This is a genomic window from Xanthomonas nasturtii, assembly GCF_001660815.1.
GTDB classification, from domain to species: domain Bacteria; phylum Pseudomonadota; class Gammaproteobacteria; order Xanthomonadales; family Xanthomonadaceae; genus Xanthomonas; species Xanthomonas nasturtii.
In genome coordinates this window covers 50,324-69,807 of record NZ_LYMI01000005.1, presented here as the reverse complement: position 1 = coordinate 69,807, position 19,484 = coordinate 50,324, and the positions used below count along the sequence as shown (strand labels likewise).

The window sequence follows — 19,484 nt, the reverse complement described above, 5'->3', positions numbered from 1 at the left end:
CAACGTCAGTACTCGTCGATAGCGGCTTGAAGTGGCGAATGAGACGATACGTCGTCAATCTCTTGAGCGACGCGCACCTCACGCTCAGGTGAGGTGTCGCCAACACAGCGGATTGCCAGCTGATCGAGCCGGACGGTGATCGAACGCGGGCATTCGCCCGCAAACTCAGGTGGTGACGCGACCACCGCGCAGAATGTCGACGTAGGCACGCACGGTCGCATCCAGCCCTTGATACAAGGCTTCGCTGATCAAGGCGTGGCCGATCGACACTTCCAGCACGCCCGGGACAGTGGCGAGAAAATCGCCAAGGTTGGTTTGCGCTAAATCATGCCCGGCATTGATGCCCAGGCCGGCGGCGCTGGCGCGCTGTGCGGCAGCGGCGAACAGTGCGAGCGCTGCATCCGCTTGCCCGCTCGCATGCGCATCTGCATAGGGGCCGGTGTACAACTCGATGCGGTCTGCACCGAGTGCGGCTGCATGGGCGATGTCCGGGTTACCCGCGTCGACGAACAGGCTGACACGGCTACCGTGATCCTTGAACGCGGCGATCAACACGGCAAGTTGCGTGGTGTCCTGCGCGAAATCGAAGCCGTGGTCGGAGGTGAGCTGCCCGTCGCCATCGGGCACCAGGGTGACCTGTTGCGGGCGCGTGGCCCGGCACAACTCCAGCAGCCCCGGGTAACCGGCGCGCGGCGGTGCGAACGGGTTGCCTTCTATGTTGAATTCGACCGCGTGCGCGCGCGTCAGCGCACTCAGTGCCAGCACGTCGCCGGCACGGATATGCCGCTGGTCCGGTCGCGGGTGCACGGTGATGCCGTGCGCACCGGCCGCGATGCAGGTCCGTGCGGCCTGCACCACATCCGGGTCGGTCCCGCCGCGCGAATTGCGCAGGACCGCGATCTTGTTGACGTTGACGCTGAGCTGGGTGGTCATACGCTTGTGGTCAAGCCTGCGGCTCGCCGTCACGTGCTGCGGCCACGGCGGCCGACTTGCGCGCTTCGGCCAGCGCGCGCAGGCGGCGCAGCTCGGCCGGGTCGATTATGCTGCTGGTATCGCGCTGCGTATCGTCCATGCGCGAGGCGAACCAGCCGCGCGTCCACAACAGCAGCAGCAGCAGCGCGACCACCAGCGACACCACCAGCAACCACACGTGCGGCGTACTGAAGGCCAGCACCAGCGCGCCCAGTGCCATAAGCAGAAACAGCCAGTGCATGACGAGCTCCCCCGTTGAGTGGCGGCAGTGTAGCGCCGGGCACGGCGCGGTTCCACGTGTGCGCCGCGCCGCTGGTCAGAGCAGCGGCGACAACAGCCGCGCGAACGCCTCCGGCAGGCGTGACCGCAACAACGGCCGGTGCCGCACGAAGCGGACTTCGCGCGCCTGTTGCAGATCGGTGCCGATCAGCCCGGCCATCTCTGCCGCCACTGCCTGGTCGCGGAACAGCATCGACAACTCGAAATTCAGCCGGAAGCTGCGGCTGTCGAAATTGGCGCTGCCAACGATGCAGACCTCGTCATCGGCCAGCAGCGCCTTGGTGTGCAGCATGCGCGGGCCGTATTCGTAGATGCGCACACCGGCTTCGAGCAGCTCGTCGAAATACGAACGCGCCGCATAGGTGACCAGGCGCGAGTCGCTCACCCGTGGCACCAGCAGGCGCACGTCCAGCCCGCCGAGCGCGGCCGAGGTCAGCGCCATGCGCGCCGCTTCGCCGGGAACAAAGTACGGGGTGACCAGCCACACCCGGTGCTTGGCCTCGTGGATGGCCGCGACCATCAGGCGATGGATGGCTTCCCACGACGAATCAGGTCCGGACACCAGCACCTGTGCATCCACCGTGCCTTGCGCGCGTGTGGGGACATCGTCCGGCCACAGCTGCTGGCCCTGGAAGGCCGTGCGTCCCTGGCCGGTGGCGTAGAGCCAGTCTTCCAGAAACACCAGCTGCAGGCTGCGCACCACATGACCCTGCAGGCGCACGTGCAGATCGCGGTAGGCATCGCTGCGCACCTGCTCGTTCTCGTCGTCGGTGACGTTGATGCCGCCGGTGAAGCCGATCCGGCCATCGATGACGATCACCTTGCGGTGGGTGCGCAGGTTCAACCACGGCCGCTTGAACGGTTTGAGAAATTGCGAGGGGTGGAACCAGGCGGTTTCCACGCCTGCCGCGCGCAGCGTGCGCAACGCGCGCCGCGTCATCGCCGAGGAGCCCACCGCATCCATCAGCAGGCGCACCTTGACCCCGGCGCGGGCACGTTCCATCAGCGCATCGCAGATCGCGGTACCGCTGTGGTCGGGCTGGAAGATGTAGTACTCCAGATGGATATGATCGCGTGCATGCCGGATCGCTTCGACGATTGCGGCATAGGTCGCAGCGCCATCCACCAGCCAGTGCACTTCGGTGGCAGTGCTGGGCGCCAGGCCGGTGGTGGACTGGGCGATCTTGGCCAGCTCGGTGCAGTCGGCGTCGGGTGGGCAGACGCTGCTGTAACTCTCCATGCCCGAACGCGAGCGGCCGCGGCGCAGGCGCTGCCGTTTCACCTTTTGCGGGCCGAGCCAGTAATAGATCAGCAAGCCCAGGTAGGGCAACGCGGCCAGCGACAACACCCAACTGAGCGTGGCCACCGGCTCGCGCTTTTGCAGCACGATCCAGCCGGCGATCCACAGCAGGTACAGCACGTAGGCGGCGAGAAGGAGCGCTTCGAGATGGGGAGTGTTGGCCAGCCACTCCCACGCGCCCTGAGCAAATGCGAGCATGCGCGGATTCTACGGGCCGCACGCGCCGCTGCGATGACCGCCTGGCGAACGCGGCGGCGCCGCAAAGGTCTGAAAGCTTCAGCGGGTTGAACGCGTGGTCGCTGCGGGTGAGACGCTGCGGCCGTACGATGCCGCGATGGCAAGTGCGATCAAGGGCCGTGGTGCGACCGGCCACCTGCCGGGGCGATTCGAGGTCACCACCCCGCAGGCGGTGGACGATGGCTGGTACGCCGACGACAGCGACGAGTTCGCTACCCCGGCATTGCGCACGCAGGTCACCGAGGAAACCGCGCGCAGCATCATCAGCCGCAACCAGTCGCCGGATATCGGATTCTCGCAATCGGTCAACCCGTATCGCGGCTGCGAACATGGTATGGTGTTTTGGTAGAGTGTTCACAACGTAGGGCTGCGTTGAACGTTGGTTAGCAACGCTTTCGTTGAGATGGAACACTGAACGAACTAAGCTAGGTCCCGAAGCCTTGGTCGAGAGTGTTCAACTTGGCCCGATGTTGGCCGCTCGCTAGATTGCATGATCCTCAAGGCCGTGATTTCTTCGTTCCGGCCCCCGGGAGAAGCAGTCTTGGATATCTACCAGCCTCAGATCGCCCAAACGGTTGCTCTGCCTGCCCGTGGGCAGGCGCGTCACTTGCTGGGGTCTACCGCCGCGCTTCCCGCGGGCTTCTACTTCGTAGTCGATAGACGTACGTCAGTCCCTATCCCCGACGTCTATGACTTCTTGATTTCGGAGAACGTCAGCCTGCTGGGTAGGCCAAAACTTCGCCACCAGTCCAATACAAGTAAGGCTAACGCTGAAGACTTGGTTGACCTCCTTCTCTTCGCCAACGAAATCAGAACAACTCTTGCAGAGTTTTCGGAAGAGCTTCTCCAGCAGTATGCCGATAGCATGTTGTACGTAGTGAGTCCGCAGACATCTCTGAATTACGCAGATCGGACGGTCATCAAGCGGGTCTCGACCGCAAAGCGGCTCTTCCATTATCTGCAGAATAATGGGCGTTTGAAGAATCGCTTCAAGATCGCAAAGGTCCTGCAAAGAGGAATCGAAAAGCGTGTCATAGCACCGGACGTTCAAGTGCCAAAGACACCTGCAACAGATGCGCTGGTGAAACATATTGCCACGGACCTTGTAGAGGCAATTAGCAAAAATCTTGGCCAGATGCCCAGTGAAAAAACGCAAGTCCTGACTCGAGATCGCCTCTTGTTTGCCTTCTTGCTGAATACCGGTGCCCGGATCTCAGAGGCGCTATCAATCAAGATTAGCGATTTGCCATTTCAAAAAGTCGGTAAGGAGAATTCCCTTGCAGCTTGCCACATACAAGTAATGGGAAAAGGAGGAGCGCATCGAAAACTCATTGTCCCTATTTGGCTATTGGCAGAACTAAGCATCTATGTTTCTACCGAGCGTGCCGACGCCTTACTCGCTTCGAAAGGAAAGGCACAGCATAACCAGGTCTTCGTCAATCATGCGGTTGCTCGTTATTCTCGTGGTCAACCGCTAACAGCAAATAACTTCAGAAAGACAATGAGGCACGCCGCAATACGTGCAGTTGGAGAAACCGGAAACAACAGTATCCCGTCCCCGCACGCTTGTAGACATTCTTTTGCTTTGTGGCACTTCATCCTGGAAGCGCGTGCGGGAAATCCCGACCCGGCCAAGAAAGTTCAGGCGCTTCTTGGACATGCAAACAGATCTACCACAGAACAAACATACCTAAACGCGAGCCTGCTTCTAGAAGAGGAGCTATCCGAGAAGGCTCAACGCCATCTAATGAATGCACTGGATGGGTACGTAAAATGAAACGTACGCGATTTCGAACGGAGTCCGACCAGAATTCATTCGGTCCTACTCAAGTGCGCTTCTCTCGAGTTGAGAAAAAAGGACTACTGCACTTTCAGTGCGAAGGGCCACTCGATGAAGATATCAAGCTTTACGACTTTTCCGGATGGGCTGGTCTCTCTCAAATCGCCGAAGATCTCATTGATGCAACACTTGCCATCCTTGCATCAGAAAGAGCAACAACTCGGAACGGAACGCACCGATCGCTTCGCTACGGCATTATTCAATACTTGAACGAAACCTCCCCTAACGCCGAGCTGCGTAGCCTTGATCGAGCAACTTTTCACGACTTTACACAATGGCTGAGCAGAGGAAGAGATGGAAAAAAAAGCGTTTGGGGCTATTCCGATAGGATGCACAAGCTGAGTGCGCTTCGCAAGATGATTGCACGGCTTTCTCCGAAGCTGTCAAAGCTGGGCATCCAGCATGATGTTCCGATAAATCCGTGGCCTGGAGACAATCCGCGCGGAAACGAAGGCAGAGAAAAAGAAGCGATATCACAAGACCATTTTTTGAGGTTGATGAGAGCCGCGATAGAGGCACATGAGCAAATTTTCAGAGAATTGGATGCCTCGCTTACACAGATAGATCACAATCTTTCTCTCATCAAAATTAATTCAGGCCTCCAAAACACTCTCGAGGGACTATGCGCTCAAGCGATAGTCAAGTATGGAGGCATACTTCCGGAGCGCAAATGGCTAAAGCAACACGAACCTGATTTTTTTCTTCGCGTGGAAGAGGTGGGTTACCTGCGTGTTGCAAAGCTGATCGGCCCAAGCATCAATGACCTGTTGCCTGCCTTCATCATCCTTCAGTGCTTTACGCATTGGAACGAACAACCACTGTGCTGCTTGCGTATCTCAAACATTGACAGGTGTTCAGGATTATTCTCAAACAAGTACAAGCTGTCGAGTATAAAGATTCGTGGAAAAGGCATGGTTCATCGCTCGTTCTTTAAAGGCGACGAGTTGTTCAATCCCTGCAACGTTATAGACTTCGTTGAGCGATGGACCAAACACCTTCGAGCGCACGCCCCCCAACGAATACGTGACGACCTATTTCTGTACGCGTGCAAGTTCAAGACTAGAAAGATCGGAGCAATCCGCTCGCTGGGACAACCGCTCCGTGGGACCTACAATCTTTCAGCCGAAAGGAAGTCCAGGTTCTTCAGGGAGCGAGGCCTCAAAGCCGCAGGCTCAAGCGCTATTCGGTTAGCGGGGGCCGAGTACCTCAATGAGATACTTGGAGATACGGAGAAGGTCCGTGTTCTCCTTGGACACAGCACGGTCTCGGTCACACATAACAACTACCGTTCTAAAGTAACTCGCAGAAATGACGAGGAAGCGTTAGCTGGAGCCATGGCTTTACAGTTTCGATACCACGATAGCAATGCGAAAGTTGACTCACGCAGTCACTTCGGCGATCGATCTGCGGCGTCACCCGGCTACCAATGTCTGGATCCATTTCAAAGCCCAATGCCGGGTCAAATTAACGGGCGCATGTGCACTGGCTATGGATTGTGTCCGGCGTGTCCTCTTGCCGTCGAAATGAATGACGATGTTTCCATCGGGCGCAGAATTCAAATTTTCGAGAGGTACGGTGAAGCGCTCCGCACTCTTGGCACGCAGCGTTTCAGAGAGCGGTATGGGAATGCATACGACCGCCTTGGCTCAGTTCTCGCATCCACGCTTAAGAAGACAAATGTGAAGCGACTGGAACAATTAGCCCTCAATCCCATACCGCCGTTGGAATAGAATATGCCAACACATGAAAGAAAAAAGCTGAGCCGACTTACTTTCGCAGGTGCAGATTTTAACGCTCGCGTCTGGATGCTTCCCAATGAAACTCCTGGTCAAGTAAAAAAGAACGCGGTGATGAGATGGGACAAGCTTCTTATAAATGGGGAGTCGCTTTTCGCTCCTGAACATCAGGATCTTCTCTTCTCTCTTAAATGCTTCGTATGGACGCTGGTTTACATGCCGCAGAGATCTGCAGCTACGACTGCGGGCGGCCTACAAAGGGTCTTTATTGGAGTAAGAGACCTCGCGAGCTTCATGATTGATGAGGGCATAAAGGATCTCGACGAGCTGGACACAGGAGACTCATGGGCCTTTGCTGAGTACGCAGTTATAGTGCACGAAGCAGGAACAAGGGATGCAGAACAATGGGGCGCCTCACGAAGGCCTACCCACGCTGGCGTTATTCCATCTGTCAATGTTCTAACTCTGATCTATAGGCAGCGCTTAGCAATGTCCAGCCTAGGTGCCAGGACTCTCAAACTTGCGCCTTACGATGACAAGTCGCCCTACGAAGTAGTGAACAAAGAATTAGGACTCAAACGAGGAAGTAAAACCATACCTGCAATTCCGGATGAGGTTGCGATACCGATACTAAATGCGGCGTTACGCGTTATGGACCACTCAGTGGAAGCACTACGCGTTGCAGTAGGAAAGATTCTGACCATCAGGGGTTTTAAAAAGGATTGGGACGAGATTAGCGTTGCTGATCGTCTAGAGTTGTACGCTAAGGTCAACGCGTTCGCAAAGGAGATGCAGATACCGATGCCTAATGGCGAGGAATCACTGTTACTTGGTGAAAAGGCTACCAGGCGGAATTCCGAAGGCGATAATTTTGTTCTTGACAAGCCGCTTCTCGTACTTCGTTATTTAATTGTCACGTGTGTTGCAGCCTGCTCAATCGTGCTGCAAGCGGGAACAGGTATGAGAGCCCATGAGCTACTCAGCTTACGCGCAAAAGCCAGTCGAACTAATGGTTGGCCGGCGTGTTTGCATAGCTCGGTTACTCCCGATGGATTGTTAGAGATGTTTTATGTGGAAGCCACGACTGCAAAGCGTGGGAGGCCTAGACAGGCAGATTGGCTAATTGGCGCAAGACCGGTCGGTGCTGACTACAAGCCTCCTACAGTGCGCGCTGTTTTGGCGCTCAACGAGCTTCTTAAAGAGTTTCGCGACCTCGGTGGTCAATCCGAACTCTTTATCACTCTGAGAGCGAAAGGTGGGCTTCCCACGACCGCTGCTTCTGTCACGTCCATGAGCAGTGGTTACCTAGCAAGATTGCAGCGGGAGTTTCTTCTGAACTGGGTAGACTTTAGCATGCTCGCTGAACAGGAGCATGAGGTCTACAAGAAAGGGCGAATTAGGCCGCATCAATGGCGACCAACTTTTGCGACGTTCGTTTTTCGAACTAATCCCAGTATGCTCAAACCGCTCAGCGAGCACTATAAACATGTAAACGATGCGATCACGTGCCGATATTACATAGGAAATGACCCAACGCTCGTTTCAGCTTGTTCGGATGCTCAGGCGATGTCAGCGGTACACGTTCTTCGCTCCATAACCTTCTCATCTGCCCCAATGGCCGGCGGATTCTCTAAGGTTGTAAGTGCGGTACGTAATGCACTGAGCCTGGAGCTGACCAACGAAAGCTTGTCGGACGACGACACCGCTGCCCGCTACGTTAACGAGAATGAGGTGTCATTGTGGAACACACCTTATGGCCGCTGCTGGGCGTCACAGCTTCCGTCAAAGAGTCTGTGTAATCAGCGTGCGGGCACGTCTACATTCGCAGCGACCAAGCCCAATCTCAAAGTTGCCCATCTGGAGTTATGTGTGGGTTGTAGTTGTCTTGCCATCAGTCCTGAACACGAGGACTTCTGGCGTAATCGCCGCGATGAAAACAAAGTGTTGATCAAGCGGGCACATGCGTCTGGAGACAAGGCGAGCCTGGCAATCGCCACACGGCGTAGGAAGCAATGCGATGCGATCCTTGCTGCCCTTACTCCTTAGTACGCTTGTTTCTGAAGTTCCTTTGCATGCTGCGCACAATGGGATCGGCGCCGAGCTCGATCAGCGCTTTCTGAGCTCGATCTAGCTCAGCCTTTTGGGAGGCGATCACCGTAACCAATTCCGCTTTAAGTTTTTTTAGCCCGGCGAGCTCCTCGCGCAGCGCCTTGATAGTTGATGAACTCGGAGCTGCCCTTTTTGCCTTTAGAACTGCCATTCGAATCGCAGGGTACTGACAGCCGTCGTAACCAATAAGGGTGCGACTTACACCCGCTTCTAGGGCGACATTGGCGATGGAGACTAAGTTATAGGTTTTACCGGCACCAAGCTTCGAATCTAGACTTGCGCGAAGCTTTGGATGCGCCGGTTCACCATCTCGCAGTCTCCTCAGGGCATCTTCCAGTTGTTGTTTGGTTGTATCTTTCATGACCATTCCGCCTTGCAGAGACGCTCCCGACAAATCTTATCGTCCGGTTCGCCAGTCGGCCGCACGTCGGCTACCTCCAAGATATTCGAGTTTGCCTGTGCCTAGATAGAGGTTTGCGACGCACCCCTGAGCCTGGCGGACCGGTGCGCATGTCCCCTTGTGCAAAAAAGCTCGGATCAGGGTATGAATTTGATCTTTTTGAACGTGTTAGTATTAATGCTAACAAATACAGGGGCGCGTTGTGATTTGGGATGGTGAAGAGACGGATGCCTTGACACCGAAGGCTCCCATCAAAGGCAGGGGCTCGGCTTCTCACGTGGCCGGGCGTTTCTCACCTGTCACTACGTTAGGCGTGGATGACGGCTGGGGTTCGGTCTACGAAGACCAAGGTGGGCGTCCGCAGACATCCGTGAGGGAAGAACGGGCCAAAACCATCATCAGCCGCAACCATTCCCCGGACATTGGTTTCTCTCAGTCCGTGAATCCCTACAAGGGTTGTGAGCATGGATGCGTTTACTGCTTCGCCCGTCCGTCCCATGCCTACCTGGATCTCTCCCCTGGCTTGGACTTTGAGACGAAGATCTTTGCCAAGCCTAACGCGGCAGAACTGCTTCGAGCTGAGCTTTCCAAGCGGGCCTATCAATGCACACCGATTGCGCTGGGTATCAATACCGACGCATATCAGCCAACAGAGCGCCGTCTTGGCATCACTCGGGCCTGCCTTGAGGTGCTCGCAGAAACCAAGCATCCAGTGAGCCTGGTAACCAAGTCAGCGCTTGTGGAGCGCGATCTGGATGTCTATCAGAAGATGGCCAACGAAGGGCTGGTGTCGGTGCACTTTTCAATCACCACGCTCGACAACCGTCTCTCGGCCAAGATGGAGCCACGTGCTGCGGCTCCTCATGCCCGACTGCGGGCCATGAAGGCGCTAAGCGATGCTGGTGTGCCGGTGGGCGTTCTCATCGCTCCAGTTATCCCCATGATCAATGACAATGAACTGGAGCAGATCCTTGAAACCGCCAAAGATCAAGGCGCCCAATCGGGTGGTTTTGCGCTGCTGCGGCTGCCTCATGAGCTGACGCAGATTTGGCGAGAATGGCTTGAGCTGCACTATCCTACTCGGGCCAAGCACGTTATGAGCCTGATCCAGCAAATGCGTGGAGGAAAGGATTACGACAGTCGCTTTGGTACGCGCATGACAGGTGAGGGACCCTTCGCCCAGCTACTGCAGACGCGCTTTCAGAAGGCTTATCGTCGACTCGGCTATGGCCGGATGCCCCACCTTGATTGCACGCGATTCGTAGCACCCCGATCCACAGGGTTCCAAGCGCAGCTCTTTTGAGCATCCTGATGCAAGCTTGCAACTTGACTTAACGGTATCAAACATAGCTAAAGCGCACGTTAGACCGGATTAGCGTACTCGTGGCCTACCCTTTACTGCGGGCACATGCAAAGGGGCCGGATCAAGGCTATACAGAGTGCTTATGTCGAGAGCGACTACGTTCGGTGTCGAGTTCAAGCGTAATCCAATTGAGCGGGCAAAGCGGCGCGGGAGCCCTGCCTCCTCACTAAATTTTCCAGCCGTTTCCTAACAGACGGCCTTTCTTTCTTTTACCCAGATACCATCACTCCCGCCAAGGCCCAGCTTGCCGCCCTCCATCCGCATCATCTGCACCGCTGGAGGTGTTCAGGGGTTGGTGCGCCTTCATGTACGCTAGGCAGAGATTTGGTGGCGGATTGGGATGTGCGATGGACGATGGTGAGGCAGGTTTGATGACGCGCATCTTTCTGGACTACCAGTCCACGACGCCAGTCGATCCGCGTGTAGTAAGTGCCATGCTGCCTTACTTCACGGAGCAGTTCGGCAATCCGCATTCCGTGGAACATAGCTTCGGGGTTGATGCGCTGCGTGCCATCGATTTAGCGTTATCCCAGATTGCCGACGTCATCGGGGCGACAGCTGGCGATATCGTGATTACCTCCGGTGCAACGGAGGCAAATAACCTGGCGCTGCGGGGCACGTTGCCCGTTGGCAAGAAGAGCCATCTTATCAGCGTAGTGACGGAGCACCAGAGTGTGCTCGGCACACTGGCTGCTCTCAGACAAGAGGGACACGCAAGCACTCTGGTGCCGGTGGATGGGGAAGGCTTAGTTGATGCGGCCGCTGTGGAAGCCGCCATCCGGCCTGCAACCCGCATCGTTTCCGTCATGGCGGTCAACAGCGAAATCGGCGTCGTGCAGCCCTATGCGGAGCTGGGCCAGCTTTGTCGCTCCCACAATGTTCTCTTTCATGTCGATGCCGCACAGGGTTTTGGTCGTGTGCCGCTGGACATGAAACGCGACTGCATCGACCTGCTCAGCATCTCTGCGCATAAGATCTACGGTCCCAAGGGCGTGGGCGCGTTGTACGTTGGGCCGGAGGCACGTCCGCGCATGCGCGCACAGATCACTGGAGGGGGGCAACAGGATGGACTGCGCGCTGGCACGCTGCCCACGCCGCTCGTAGTCGGGTTTGGGGAAGCGGCACGCCTCATGAAAGAGGAGAGCGCGGCAGAGGCTGCCCGCCTAGCGGAATTGCGTACACGTCTGTGGAGCCGGCTGGTCGATCAGGTCGGCGGCGTGCATCTGAATGGCAGCGCCGACCAACGCTGGATAGGTAACCTCAATCTGCGGTTCGACGATGTGGACGCCGACAGCTTGGTGCTGATGCTGCCGCATTTGGCTATTTCTACCGGTTCCGCGTGCACCGCTGGAACTCCGGAGCCATCAAAGGTACTGACGGCCTTGGGCCTGTCGCTAGAGCATGCGTCGCAGTCTGTGCGCATGGGCCTAGGCAGGATGACTACCCCGGAGCAGGTAGATCGGGCAGTGGTTCAGTTAGCAGAGGCTGTGGGTCGCCTGCGTGGCTAGCTCTCCTCGTGGCGTCTCCGCATTGACTCACGAGGAGTCAGCGATCAATACTGCACGTTAAGGCGGCAAAGCTCTTTCGGCAGGACGCCGCGACAAAAAGGCTTTTAAATCAGATGCTTGAAGTTGCTGCACCGGGATTGCCGGTGAAAGCCTCGGGGGAGCGCTTCTCCGGTCACGAGTCGTTCGCTTGCCGTTATGGTTGGCTGCCGAAGTTTTATGACTTGTTGGCGCACCGTCCAGAGCTAATTCGCCAGGACGAAGAGGTCATGGTCGAACTGGGCATCGGCCGTAACATGGTCAAATCCGTGCGTTTCTGGGCCCAGGCATTCGGCCTGATGGACGATAGCGCCCGCTCGCCGCCGGCCCCTACCCCGTTTGCGCATTGGCTTCTGGATCCGCGCAAAGGTGAAGATCCCTATCTGGAAGATGTAGGCAGCCTTTGGCTGCTGCATTGGCGCCTAGCCGCCACGGCCAACCTGGCGGCTTGGGAAGTGGCGTTCTTCGAAATTCCTGAGCGTGAAATCCTGCGCCGCTTTTTGTTTCAGCGTGTGGAGCGCCGCGCCGCTGATCTGGAGAAGAAGCTCTCAACGACGACCATCCGTCAGCATGTGGACATCTTCCTGAGCTGTTATGCCACGCCCCTGGTCACAACGGGGCAGACGGTGGAAGAAAGTCTCGGCTGTCCACTTCAAGAGCTGGGCTTGGTAAGACTGTCGCCGGCAGGTGATCGAGATGAGGTCATCGAATTTGCGCGGGGGCCGTGGCGGCATCTTAGTCCCGTGACTTTCCTTCGCATCCTACTGGACTACTGGCAACTACGCGCGCCTCACGACAAGACCATCGCTGTGCGGGCCCTGCTTACGGATTTCGCCAGTCCTGGGCTGACTTTGCGCTTGGACGAAGGCAACCTGTGGCAACTGCTACAGGCGGCTGAAAAAGTTTCGGGCGGCATTTTGCAGCTGGCCGACAGTATTGAACGACGCGCCGTGGTCCTTCAGACCGCCGATGTCCACCGCGCCAAGGCTGCAATCAACTACGTATGAAGACCTTCTCTTCCCCTCCCTTTATCAAGGACGCGCTATCGGTACGTAGTCGTTACGTCCGTGCCGTCAATATTGGGCGTGATTTGAACGATGCCGACGCGCTGAGCGGATATCTGATGACGGATAGTATTCGTCATGCCATGTCCCGCTTGTGCCAGGGCCTGATGGTCAGCTCGTCCCAGCGTGCTTGGCGAATTACAGGCAGCTACGGTGGCGGAAAATCTGCGTTCGGTCTGTTCCTGGCCAACCTGTTTACTCACCCAATCAACAAGCGTTCGGCGGTGGGTCGGTTGCTTGATGAAGCGGGCCCAGAGCTATTGGCGCTGGCCAAGAAGTTGCCGCGCTACGAAGTAATTGTCATCACCGGCACGCGCGACGATGCAAGCATCGCGTTGGCGAATGCTCTGTTGGAGCTCGTGAATCAGCGGCGTAGCAGTCCGACGCAGAAGCAGTTGGTCAACCGACTCACGGCATACATCGTGGCTCGCGAAAAAGGACAGAAGACACCGGCTGCGGTGCTTGCGTTGTTGACCGAAACGCGCAGCTTCCTTGCCGGCGGTGTCAACGCAGCTGAAGGCTTGCTGTTAGTCGTCGACGAGATGGGCCGCTGGCTCGAATATGCGGCTGATCCGGAAACTGATATCGATGCCTCCTTCTTTCAAGCTTTGGCAGAGGAATGTGGAGGCCGGGTTCGCGACATTCCGGTCGCCATTGTCGGCATCCTGCATCAGCGCTTTGAGGATTATGCGGCCGGGCGGCGCGACAAGCGCTCAGGCTTGGAGTGGGCCAAGGTCGCCGAGCGGTTCGAAGACATTACCTTCGCGCAGTCGTTCGAGAGCACAACGCGACTGGTCGCGCAGGCCATGGAATCAGATGCGAGTGCTTACAAGCGCGCCGGCATTGTCGCCCAGGCAGGTGCGCTCTACACGCAAGCGGTCAAGCTGGGAGTGTTGGAATCCGGTCTCCTACCTGGTGGCATCGCTGAAACTGGGCGTCTATATCCCTTTCATCCGATGGCGCTCGCCAGCGCGGTAGCGCTGTTCCGGCGTTTCGGCCAGAACGAGCGCTCCACGTTCTCGTTCCTGCTCGCCTCAGAACCTTTTGCGCTGCAAGACTTCATTGGTCGTCGCCGGCTGGCAGCCGATAGCTGGTATCGCGTCCATGATCTGTGCGACTGGATGCTGGCACAGGGCTCGCTTCGCACGCTCGACGAAGACCGGCTCAAGCGCTGGGCGCTGCTGCAGGAAGTTCTCCGCGCAGCGCCGGTGTATGAAGAGGCTGAAGTGCAATGCCTCAAGACAGTGGGCTTGCTCAATCTGCTGGAGCCGCAGTCAGGCATTTCCATCACCGCCGAACTGGTCGCTTTCGCTGTCGCGGATCAGGTCGATTCGAAAGTCGTGCTAGATGCCATCGCCAAGCTGGTGCAGAAGTCACTGCTATACGTGCGTCCGGCCACACAGGAGTTGTGCCTGTGGCCTCAGAGCAGTGTCGACGTAGCCAGTGAGCTGGCACGCGTGCGGAAGACCATGCCTGCGCTCACGCACCTGGGCAATCTCATCGATTTGCTGCCGTTCCCGCGCCCTGTCGTTGCCCACCGGCACTATTTGACCACCGGTACGTTACGCACGGCGCATGTGCAGTTGGTCGAAGACCTGAATGACGTTTCCAAGCTGGCATCTGCACCGCTGAGCAGCGATGGCGAGATCCTGGTAGTGCCGTGCTACCCCGATCAGGAATACAAGGCCGTGGCCAAGCGGCTGAAGGAACTGAGTGTGACTGCACCTGAAGGGCGGTTGCTTGCCCTGCGGCGGATCACCGAAGATGACCTTGAGTTAGCCGACGAGTTGTCGGCGTGGAATCGACTCGAGCGCGAATGCACAGATCTGCGCGTAGACAGCTACGCACGTAATGAAGTGCGTCAATCCGTGCATCGCTTGACCGCTGCGCTGGTGCACAGGCTTGCCGACCTACGATCGCCCACCCAAGGCAGCCGGGACGCCAGTTGGTGGCATGCGGGTGTTGCGCTCGACGTGGTGGACGGTCGCGAGCTCAATCGGCAGCTGTCGCAGATATTCGATCATCGCTTTGCCCAGTCGCCCAAAGTGCGAAACGAGCTCATCAATCGCAATGTTGTGTCGAGTGCGGCCGCCGCGGCACGCCAGCGCCTGCTCGAGCGTATGTTCAGTCACGCCCATGTGGAGAATCTGGGGATCGAGCAGACGCCGCCGGAGAAGGCGATCTACTTGTCCGTGCTGAAGGATTCCGGTCTACACACTGTGCGCAATGGCCAGTGGACCTTCCAACAGCCCGTACGCGGGAGTGACTGGCATCTGGCTTGGACTGCCTTGTACGACATGCTGGAAGAAAAGGGGTTGGTCAGTGCCAAGGAAGTCTTGAGGCATTTTGCTGCTTCCCCCTTCGGGATGAGGGAAAGCGTTGCATTGCTGTTGATCGGTGCATTCTTGTGTGTGCAACGCCATAACGTCATCCTGCGCGAGCGCGGGACATACATCACTCAGCTCGAAGACAGTCATATCGCGCGCCTGGTCAAACGTCCGGAGACGTTTGAGTTGCACATGGTGCACGCCCAGTCCACGACGCTGGCAGCTCTGGAGGTCTATCGCGATGTCCTTTCCGCGCAGGTGCCGGGTGATGCTTTAACTGCCACGGTGCCTGAGCTTACGCGTCGCTTGTACGAGTGGTATCTCAGCTTGCCGGAGCACACCCTCAATACTACCGATCTGGATGTGACCCACCGTGCGGCGTTGGCGCTGCTGGGCAAGTCCAGCGATCCGGTAGAGCTACTGACCGTCGGTCTGCCATTGGCCTTGGGCGTGCTAAAGCAGGCGCGTCCCATCGATGCTGGCTCCAAGCTCAATCTGCAGCTGCTTCGTGGCCGAGTGGAAGGCCTGCTGCGGGCCGGTAGCGATCGCTTGAACGTAATGCGCGCGGACATCCTCAAGGTAATGGCCGAGGAAGTCGGCGTGCGCGATCCGGCGACGGTGCGCTCGCATGTTATCGCCCTGGCCGACAAGGCCCAGGACGAAGTGGTCGATTACGCATTGAAGGCTTTCATCCAGCGTAGCGGTGACGGCCAGCGCAGCGAGGCCCAATGGATCGATTCCTTGGCCAGCCTGCTGGGCGGTCGTAGCCTGGAGACCTGGCACGACGACACGCTGCTGCGTTTCCGTGCCGAGCTGCGCCGTGTCTACACGCTTTTGACCCGCGTCGTAGCTTTGGCTAAGTTGACAGGCAAGCGCTCGGGCCCGGATCACACCGTGGTGGCCGTCCATGTCGTGGACCAAAAGGGCCGGGAACGCTTTGTCACCGTGCCTGCGGATGCTCAAGGCTTGATGCCCGCGGAGCAAATGGACGATCTGCGTGCTGCACTTGCCCGGTTTCCCGTGCCTGCCTATGCACTGGCACGTTTGCTGCTCGAGTACTCCGTTGAACTTTCTGTTACCCCCGAGGAGGCAGCATGAGTGAGCCCCGCCACATCCTGAGTCTCTCCGGTGGCAAGGACAGTGCCGCACTGGCGCTGTACATGCGTGATCGCGTGTCGAATATGGAGTACATCTTCAACGACACCGGCAAGGAACTGCCTGAGACCTACGAGTATCTGGATCGTATCGGTGACTACCTGGGGCGTCCGGTCACCAAGCTCAATGCCGATAAGGGCTTCGATCATTGGTATCAATTGTACGGTGGGATGATTCCGTCCAACCACCGGCGCTGGTGCACCAAGATGCTCAAGCTCAAGCCGTTTGAGGTCTACGTCGGCACCGATCCGGTGGTGAACTACGTCGGCATCCGGGCCGACGAAGACCGGCAGGGCTACATCAGCACCAAGCCCAACATCACACCAGCCTATCCATTCATCGAGGACGGGCTAGTGTACGCCGACATCGTACGCATCCTGCACCAGTCAGGCGTAGGTATGCCGCCTTATACCCGTTGGGGACGGACGCGGTCGGGTTGTTTTTTCTGCTTCTACCAACAGAAAATTGAATGGGTTCGTCTTCTAGAGACCTATCCGGACCTGTTTGATGAGGCTGCCGAATACGAAAAGGAGTACCAGCCGACCGGCAATCTGTTCACCTGGTCCAACGGCGAAAAGCTTGAGGACCTGCGTAAGCCCGACCGGGTTGCGCAGATCAAGGCGGACGCACTGGTGCGTTCGGCCCGCACGGGATCTAAGGACAATATGTCCTTGGCCGATATCTTTCGCGCCCAGCGAGAGCCCGTTACAGATGACGGCTGCGTTGTGTGCACGGTGTAATTAGTCAGTATCGATTCTACTGCCAGAGACGGGGATAATGGCATTCAAGATCAGCGCACGTACCATACTGCAGCTCGGATCAGAGCTCATATCATCGGATGCGGTCGCCCTCTATGAGCTGATCAAGAATTCGATCGATGCTCGCTCCAAGACTGGCGTCTCGATTACATTCGCCATCGTCATTCGCGAATCCGACTATAGCCACGCCATCGCACTTGCGGACGAATTGGGCTCGGACGCGCAGCGTATGGAGCGTGTCCGTAGTGCTCTTCTCAACGCGGTGCTCCCTACAGCGCCCGAAGAAAACCTGAAACTTTTCCGAAGCACGATAAATAAGTCCGCCAACCTCAAGGGCCTACTAGAGGCTGCAAAAGAGGCCTACCGAGCCTGCAACACCATCACGGTCAGTGATACGGGTGAGGGCATGACGGTAGACGATCTCCGCGACATTTATTTGTCAATTGGGACCACCAGCCGCGCCAAGCAAGTTAGGCTTGCGCAAGAGCGCGGCGAGACTGTATCTCCCTACCTGGGTGAGAAGGGCGTTGGTCGGCTTTCGGTGATGCGGCTCGGAAAAAAAGTCAGGATTGAGACGGCCACGGTCGAAGATACGCATATCAACCTGCTGCAAATTGACTGGCAGCTATTTGAGGACGCCTACGACAAACCTGCATCATCGGTGCTCATTGAGCCAACCGTTGACGGGCCTAAGGCCAAAGGTGAGCAGTTCACCAACATAATTATCTCTGATTTGCGCTCAAGCTGGTCCGTCACTGCGCTGGAGAGGATTGCTGCGACCCAGATCGCTCGCATGCTAGACCCGTTCTCATGGGATGGCCGCAGGTTCCAGATTCGTTTGTCCTTCAATGGACAGGCAATCGAGAAGATGCGGACGGTCTCCGGCGACCTTCTATCTCAGGCGCATGCGCGCTGCACCGGTAAGTTTTCGGTTGACGTTGAGGGTGTTCCGAGCCTGGCGATTGAGTTGGAGAGTTCTCTTTATGAAGGACCCAAGACGGCCCAGCAATTTGATAGAACAGATCTTTATTCAATGGCAGGACTCAAGGATCTTGGACTTCCGCCGGTTGTTCTGTCGCGGCTAGGTGACTTCAGCTTTGATCTGTACTGGTTTAATCGGCAGCGACTGCGCGCATTGCCTAACGTGGGTGATCGGAATGAAGTCCGGATGCTGGTGAATGCCTGGGCAGGTATCTGCCTGTTTCGCGATGGCTACCGCGTGTTGCCTTATGGAGACGAAGGTGATGACTGGCTTGAGCTTGACCGAAAAGCACTATCTTCCGGCGGCTATAAACTGAACACTAAGCAGATCATCGGCCGTGTTCGAATTGGGCGCCTCCTAAATCCCCAGCTGATTGACCAGACCAATCGCCAAGGTCTTACCGAAACACCCGAGAAAGTCGCGCTGGGCCGCATTCTGCACAATGTTATTGAGAAATGGTGGCGGGCCTACCTGACTGAAGCAACACGCGCACAGAAGAGTGCGGCCGCCATGGACTATGACACTCATAGGGAAGTGAGCACGGTTGACTCGCTGGAGAATCGGGCAAAGACATCCTTGCGTTCGATCCAGCGCGAGTTCACTGGAGACGCGTCGTTGCTCCAAGAGGTGACGGATGCATTCTTGGAGATCAAGGATGCACATGCGCGTGCCGTGGCCCACATTGAGACCGTGGAAAGCCAAAAGGAGAGACTCACCCAACTGGCGGGCATAGGCCTCATGACGGAAGTTGTAGCTCACGAACTGGCACGTGCGACTGAAGATACGCTCAAGACCCTTAAGTCCGTGCCGTCGCGTTCGCTTGATGCTTCAACATTGGCAGCGTTGAAAACGCTGTCGCAGCAGGTTGGAGTCATAAAAAAGCGTCTAGCGGCATTGGAGCCGCTGTCGGTGCCCGCACGTCAACGGCGCAGCTTGCAGGACATAGCCCAGATTGCGGCCTATGTTCTAGATGGGCACTCGGCCCAGTTCAAAAGGCATAAGGTTAACTTGGTCAACCATGTTCCCAGTGGTAAGACAATCATGGCCTTCGTCTCGGAGGGTAATGTCGTTCAGATCCTAGAGAACCTCATCAATAACTCTATCTACTGGCTGGATGTCTGGCGTGAAGAACACCCACATGTCGTAGCGGAGATCCATGTCGAGATGCTGGAGAATCCCCCGCGGCTGCGCTTTTGGGATAATGGCCCGGGCATCCCGAGCCCGCGGGTGAACGTCGTGTTTGAAGCGTTCTTTTCGACACGCACCGATAGTGAGACGCGCAGAAAAGGTTTGGGTCTGTACATCGCCAGGGAGAGTGCCGAAATGCTTGGTGGAAGTCTCTCCCTTGTCGATGAGGGGGCTGTCCGAGATGGACGGTACAACATCTTTGAGTTGGAGCTTAAGGAAAGTCGTTAGAC

13 protein-coding genes and 1 pseudogene are annotated in these 19,484 nt (G+C 57.1%); 10 read left to right on the top strand and 4 right to left on the bottom strand.

Annotation, left to right across the window (positions count from 1 at the left end; translation table 11 throughout):
• Positions 1–165: 165 nt before the first annotated feature.
• The 3 genes from A7D16_RS02630 to cls form a co-directional block, all read right to left on the bottom strand.
• The gene (locus tag A7D16_RS02630) at positions 166–933 is read right to left on the bottom strand and encodes a pyridoxine 5'-phosphate synthase (protein WP_064629559.1); all 768 of its coding nucleotides are present in this window, start codon (positions 931–933) and stop codon (positions 166–168) included.
• A 10-nt stretch (positions 934–943) separates the two neighbouring features.
• Positions 944–1,213 carry a hypothetical protein gene (locus A7D16_RS02625; protein WP_064629557.1) on the bottom strand — a complete coding sequence of 90 codons (270 nt, stop codon included), beginning with the start codon at positions 1,211–1,213 and terminating at the stop codon, positions 944–946.
• Between the two features lie 75 nt (positions 1,214–1,288).
• Positions 1,289–2,749 (bottom strand): cardiolipin synthase, encoded by a 1,461-nt coding sequence (cls, locus tag A7D16_RS02620; RefSeq protein WP_064629555.1) that lies wholly within the window; start codon positions 2,747–2,749, stop codon positions 1,289–1,291.
• 136 nt (positions 2,750–2,885) lie between these two features.
• Here cls and A7D16_RS02615 point away from each other — a divergent pair.
• The 4 genes and pseudogenes from A7D16_RS02615 to A7D16_RS22860 form a co-directional block, all read left to right on the top strand.
• Positions 2,886–3,122 (top strand): annotated as a pseudogene (locus tag A7D16_RS02615) (PA0069 family radical SAM protein); the annotation flags it as partial.
• Positions 3,123–3,329: 207 nt separating this feature from the next.
• Positions 3,330–4,565 carry a tyrosine-type recombinase/integrase gene (locus A7D16_RS21085; RefSeq protein WP_161945011.1) on the top strand — a complete coding sequence of 412 codons (1,236 nt, stop codon included), beginning with the start codon at positions 3,330–3,332 and terminating at the stop codon, positions 4,563–4,565.
• Positions 4,562–6,358 (top strand): hypothetical protein, encoded by a 1,797-nt coding sequence (locus A7D16_RS22865; protein ID WP_153043116.1) that lies wholly within the window; start codon positions 4,562–4,564, stop codon positions 6,356–6,358. The genes A7D16_RS21085 and A7D16_RS22865 overlap by 4 nt, the downstream gene beginning before the upstream one ends.
• 3 nt (positions 6,359–6,361) lie before the next feature.
• Entirely contained in the window at positions 6,362–8,410 is a 2,049-nt protein-coding gene (locus tag A7D16_RS22860) for a hypothetical protein (protein ID WP_153043115.1), read from the top strand.
• Here the strand turns inward: A7D16_RS22860 and A7D16_RS22855 are convergent.
• Positions 8,400–8,834 carry a hypothetical protein gene (locus A7D16_RS22855; RefSeq protein WP_128698597.1) on the bottom strand — a complete coding sequence of 145 codons (435 nt, stop codon included), beginning with the start codon at positions 8,832–8,834 and terminating at the stop codon, positions 8,400–8,402. The genes A7D16_RS22860 and A7D16_RS22855 overlap by 11 nt on opposite strands.
• 241 nt (positions 8,835–9,075) lie before the next feature.
• On the opposite strand from A7D16_RS22855, the gene A7D16_RS02600 reads away from it, so the two are divergent.
• The 6 genes from A7D16_RS02600 to A7D16_RS02575 all read left to right on the top strand — a co-directional run bounded on the left by A7D16_RS02600 (position 9,076) and on the right by A7D16_RS02575 (position 19,482).
• Complete coding sequence (locus tag A7D16_RS02600; protein ID WP_239686936.1) at positions 9,076–10,176, top strand: PA0069 family radical SAM protein; 1,101 nt, start codon at positions 9,076–9,078, stop codon at positions 10,174–10,176.
• 431 nt (positions 10,177–10,607) lie between these two features.
• Complete coding sequence (locus A7D16_RS02595) at positions 10,608–11,744, top strand: cysteine desulfurase family protein (protein ID WP_161945010.1); 1,137 nt, start codon at positions 10,608–10,610, stop codon at positions 11,742–11,744.
• 113 nt (positions 11,745–11,857) lie between these two features.
• Positions 11,858–12,787 (top strand): DUF4007 family protein, encoded by a 930-nt coding sequence (locus A7D16_RS02590; protein ID WP_064629547.1) that lies wholly within the window; start codon positions 11,858–11,860, stop codon positions 12,785–12,787.
• The gene (locus tag A7D16_RS02585; protein ID WP_153043114.1) at positions 12,784–16,269 is read left to right on the top strand and encodes a hypothetical protein; all 3,486 of its coding nucleotides are present in this window, start codon (positions 12,784–12,786) and stop codon (positions 16,267–16,269) included. The genes A7D16_RS02590 and A7D16_RS02585 overlap by 4 nt, the downstream gene beginning before the upstream one ends.
• On the top strand, positions 16,266–17,066 hold the full coding sequence (locus A7D16_RS02580; RefSeq protein WP_064629544.1) for a phosphoadenosine phosphosulfate reductase family protein: 801 nt from the start codon (positions 16,266–16,268) through the stop codon (positions 17,064–17,066). Before A7D16_RS02585 ends, A7D16_RS02580 begins: the two co-directional genes overlap by 4 nt.
• 37 nt (positions 17,067–17,103) lie before the next feature.
• Positions 17,104–19,482: an ATP-binding protein gene (locus A7D16_RS02575; RefSeq protein ID WP_064629543.1), complete on the top strand. Its 2,379-nt coding sequence runs from the start codon at positions 17,104–17,106 to the stop codon at positions 19,480–19,482.
• Positions 19,483–19,484 lie beyond the last annotated feature (2 nt).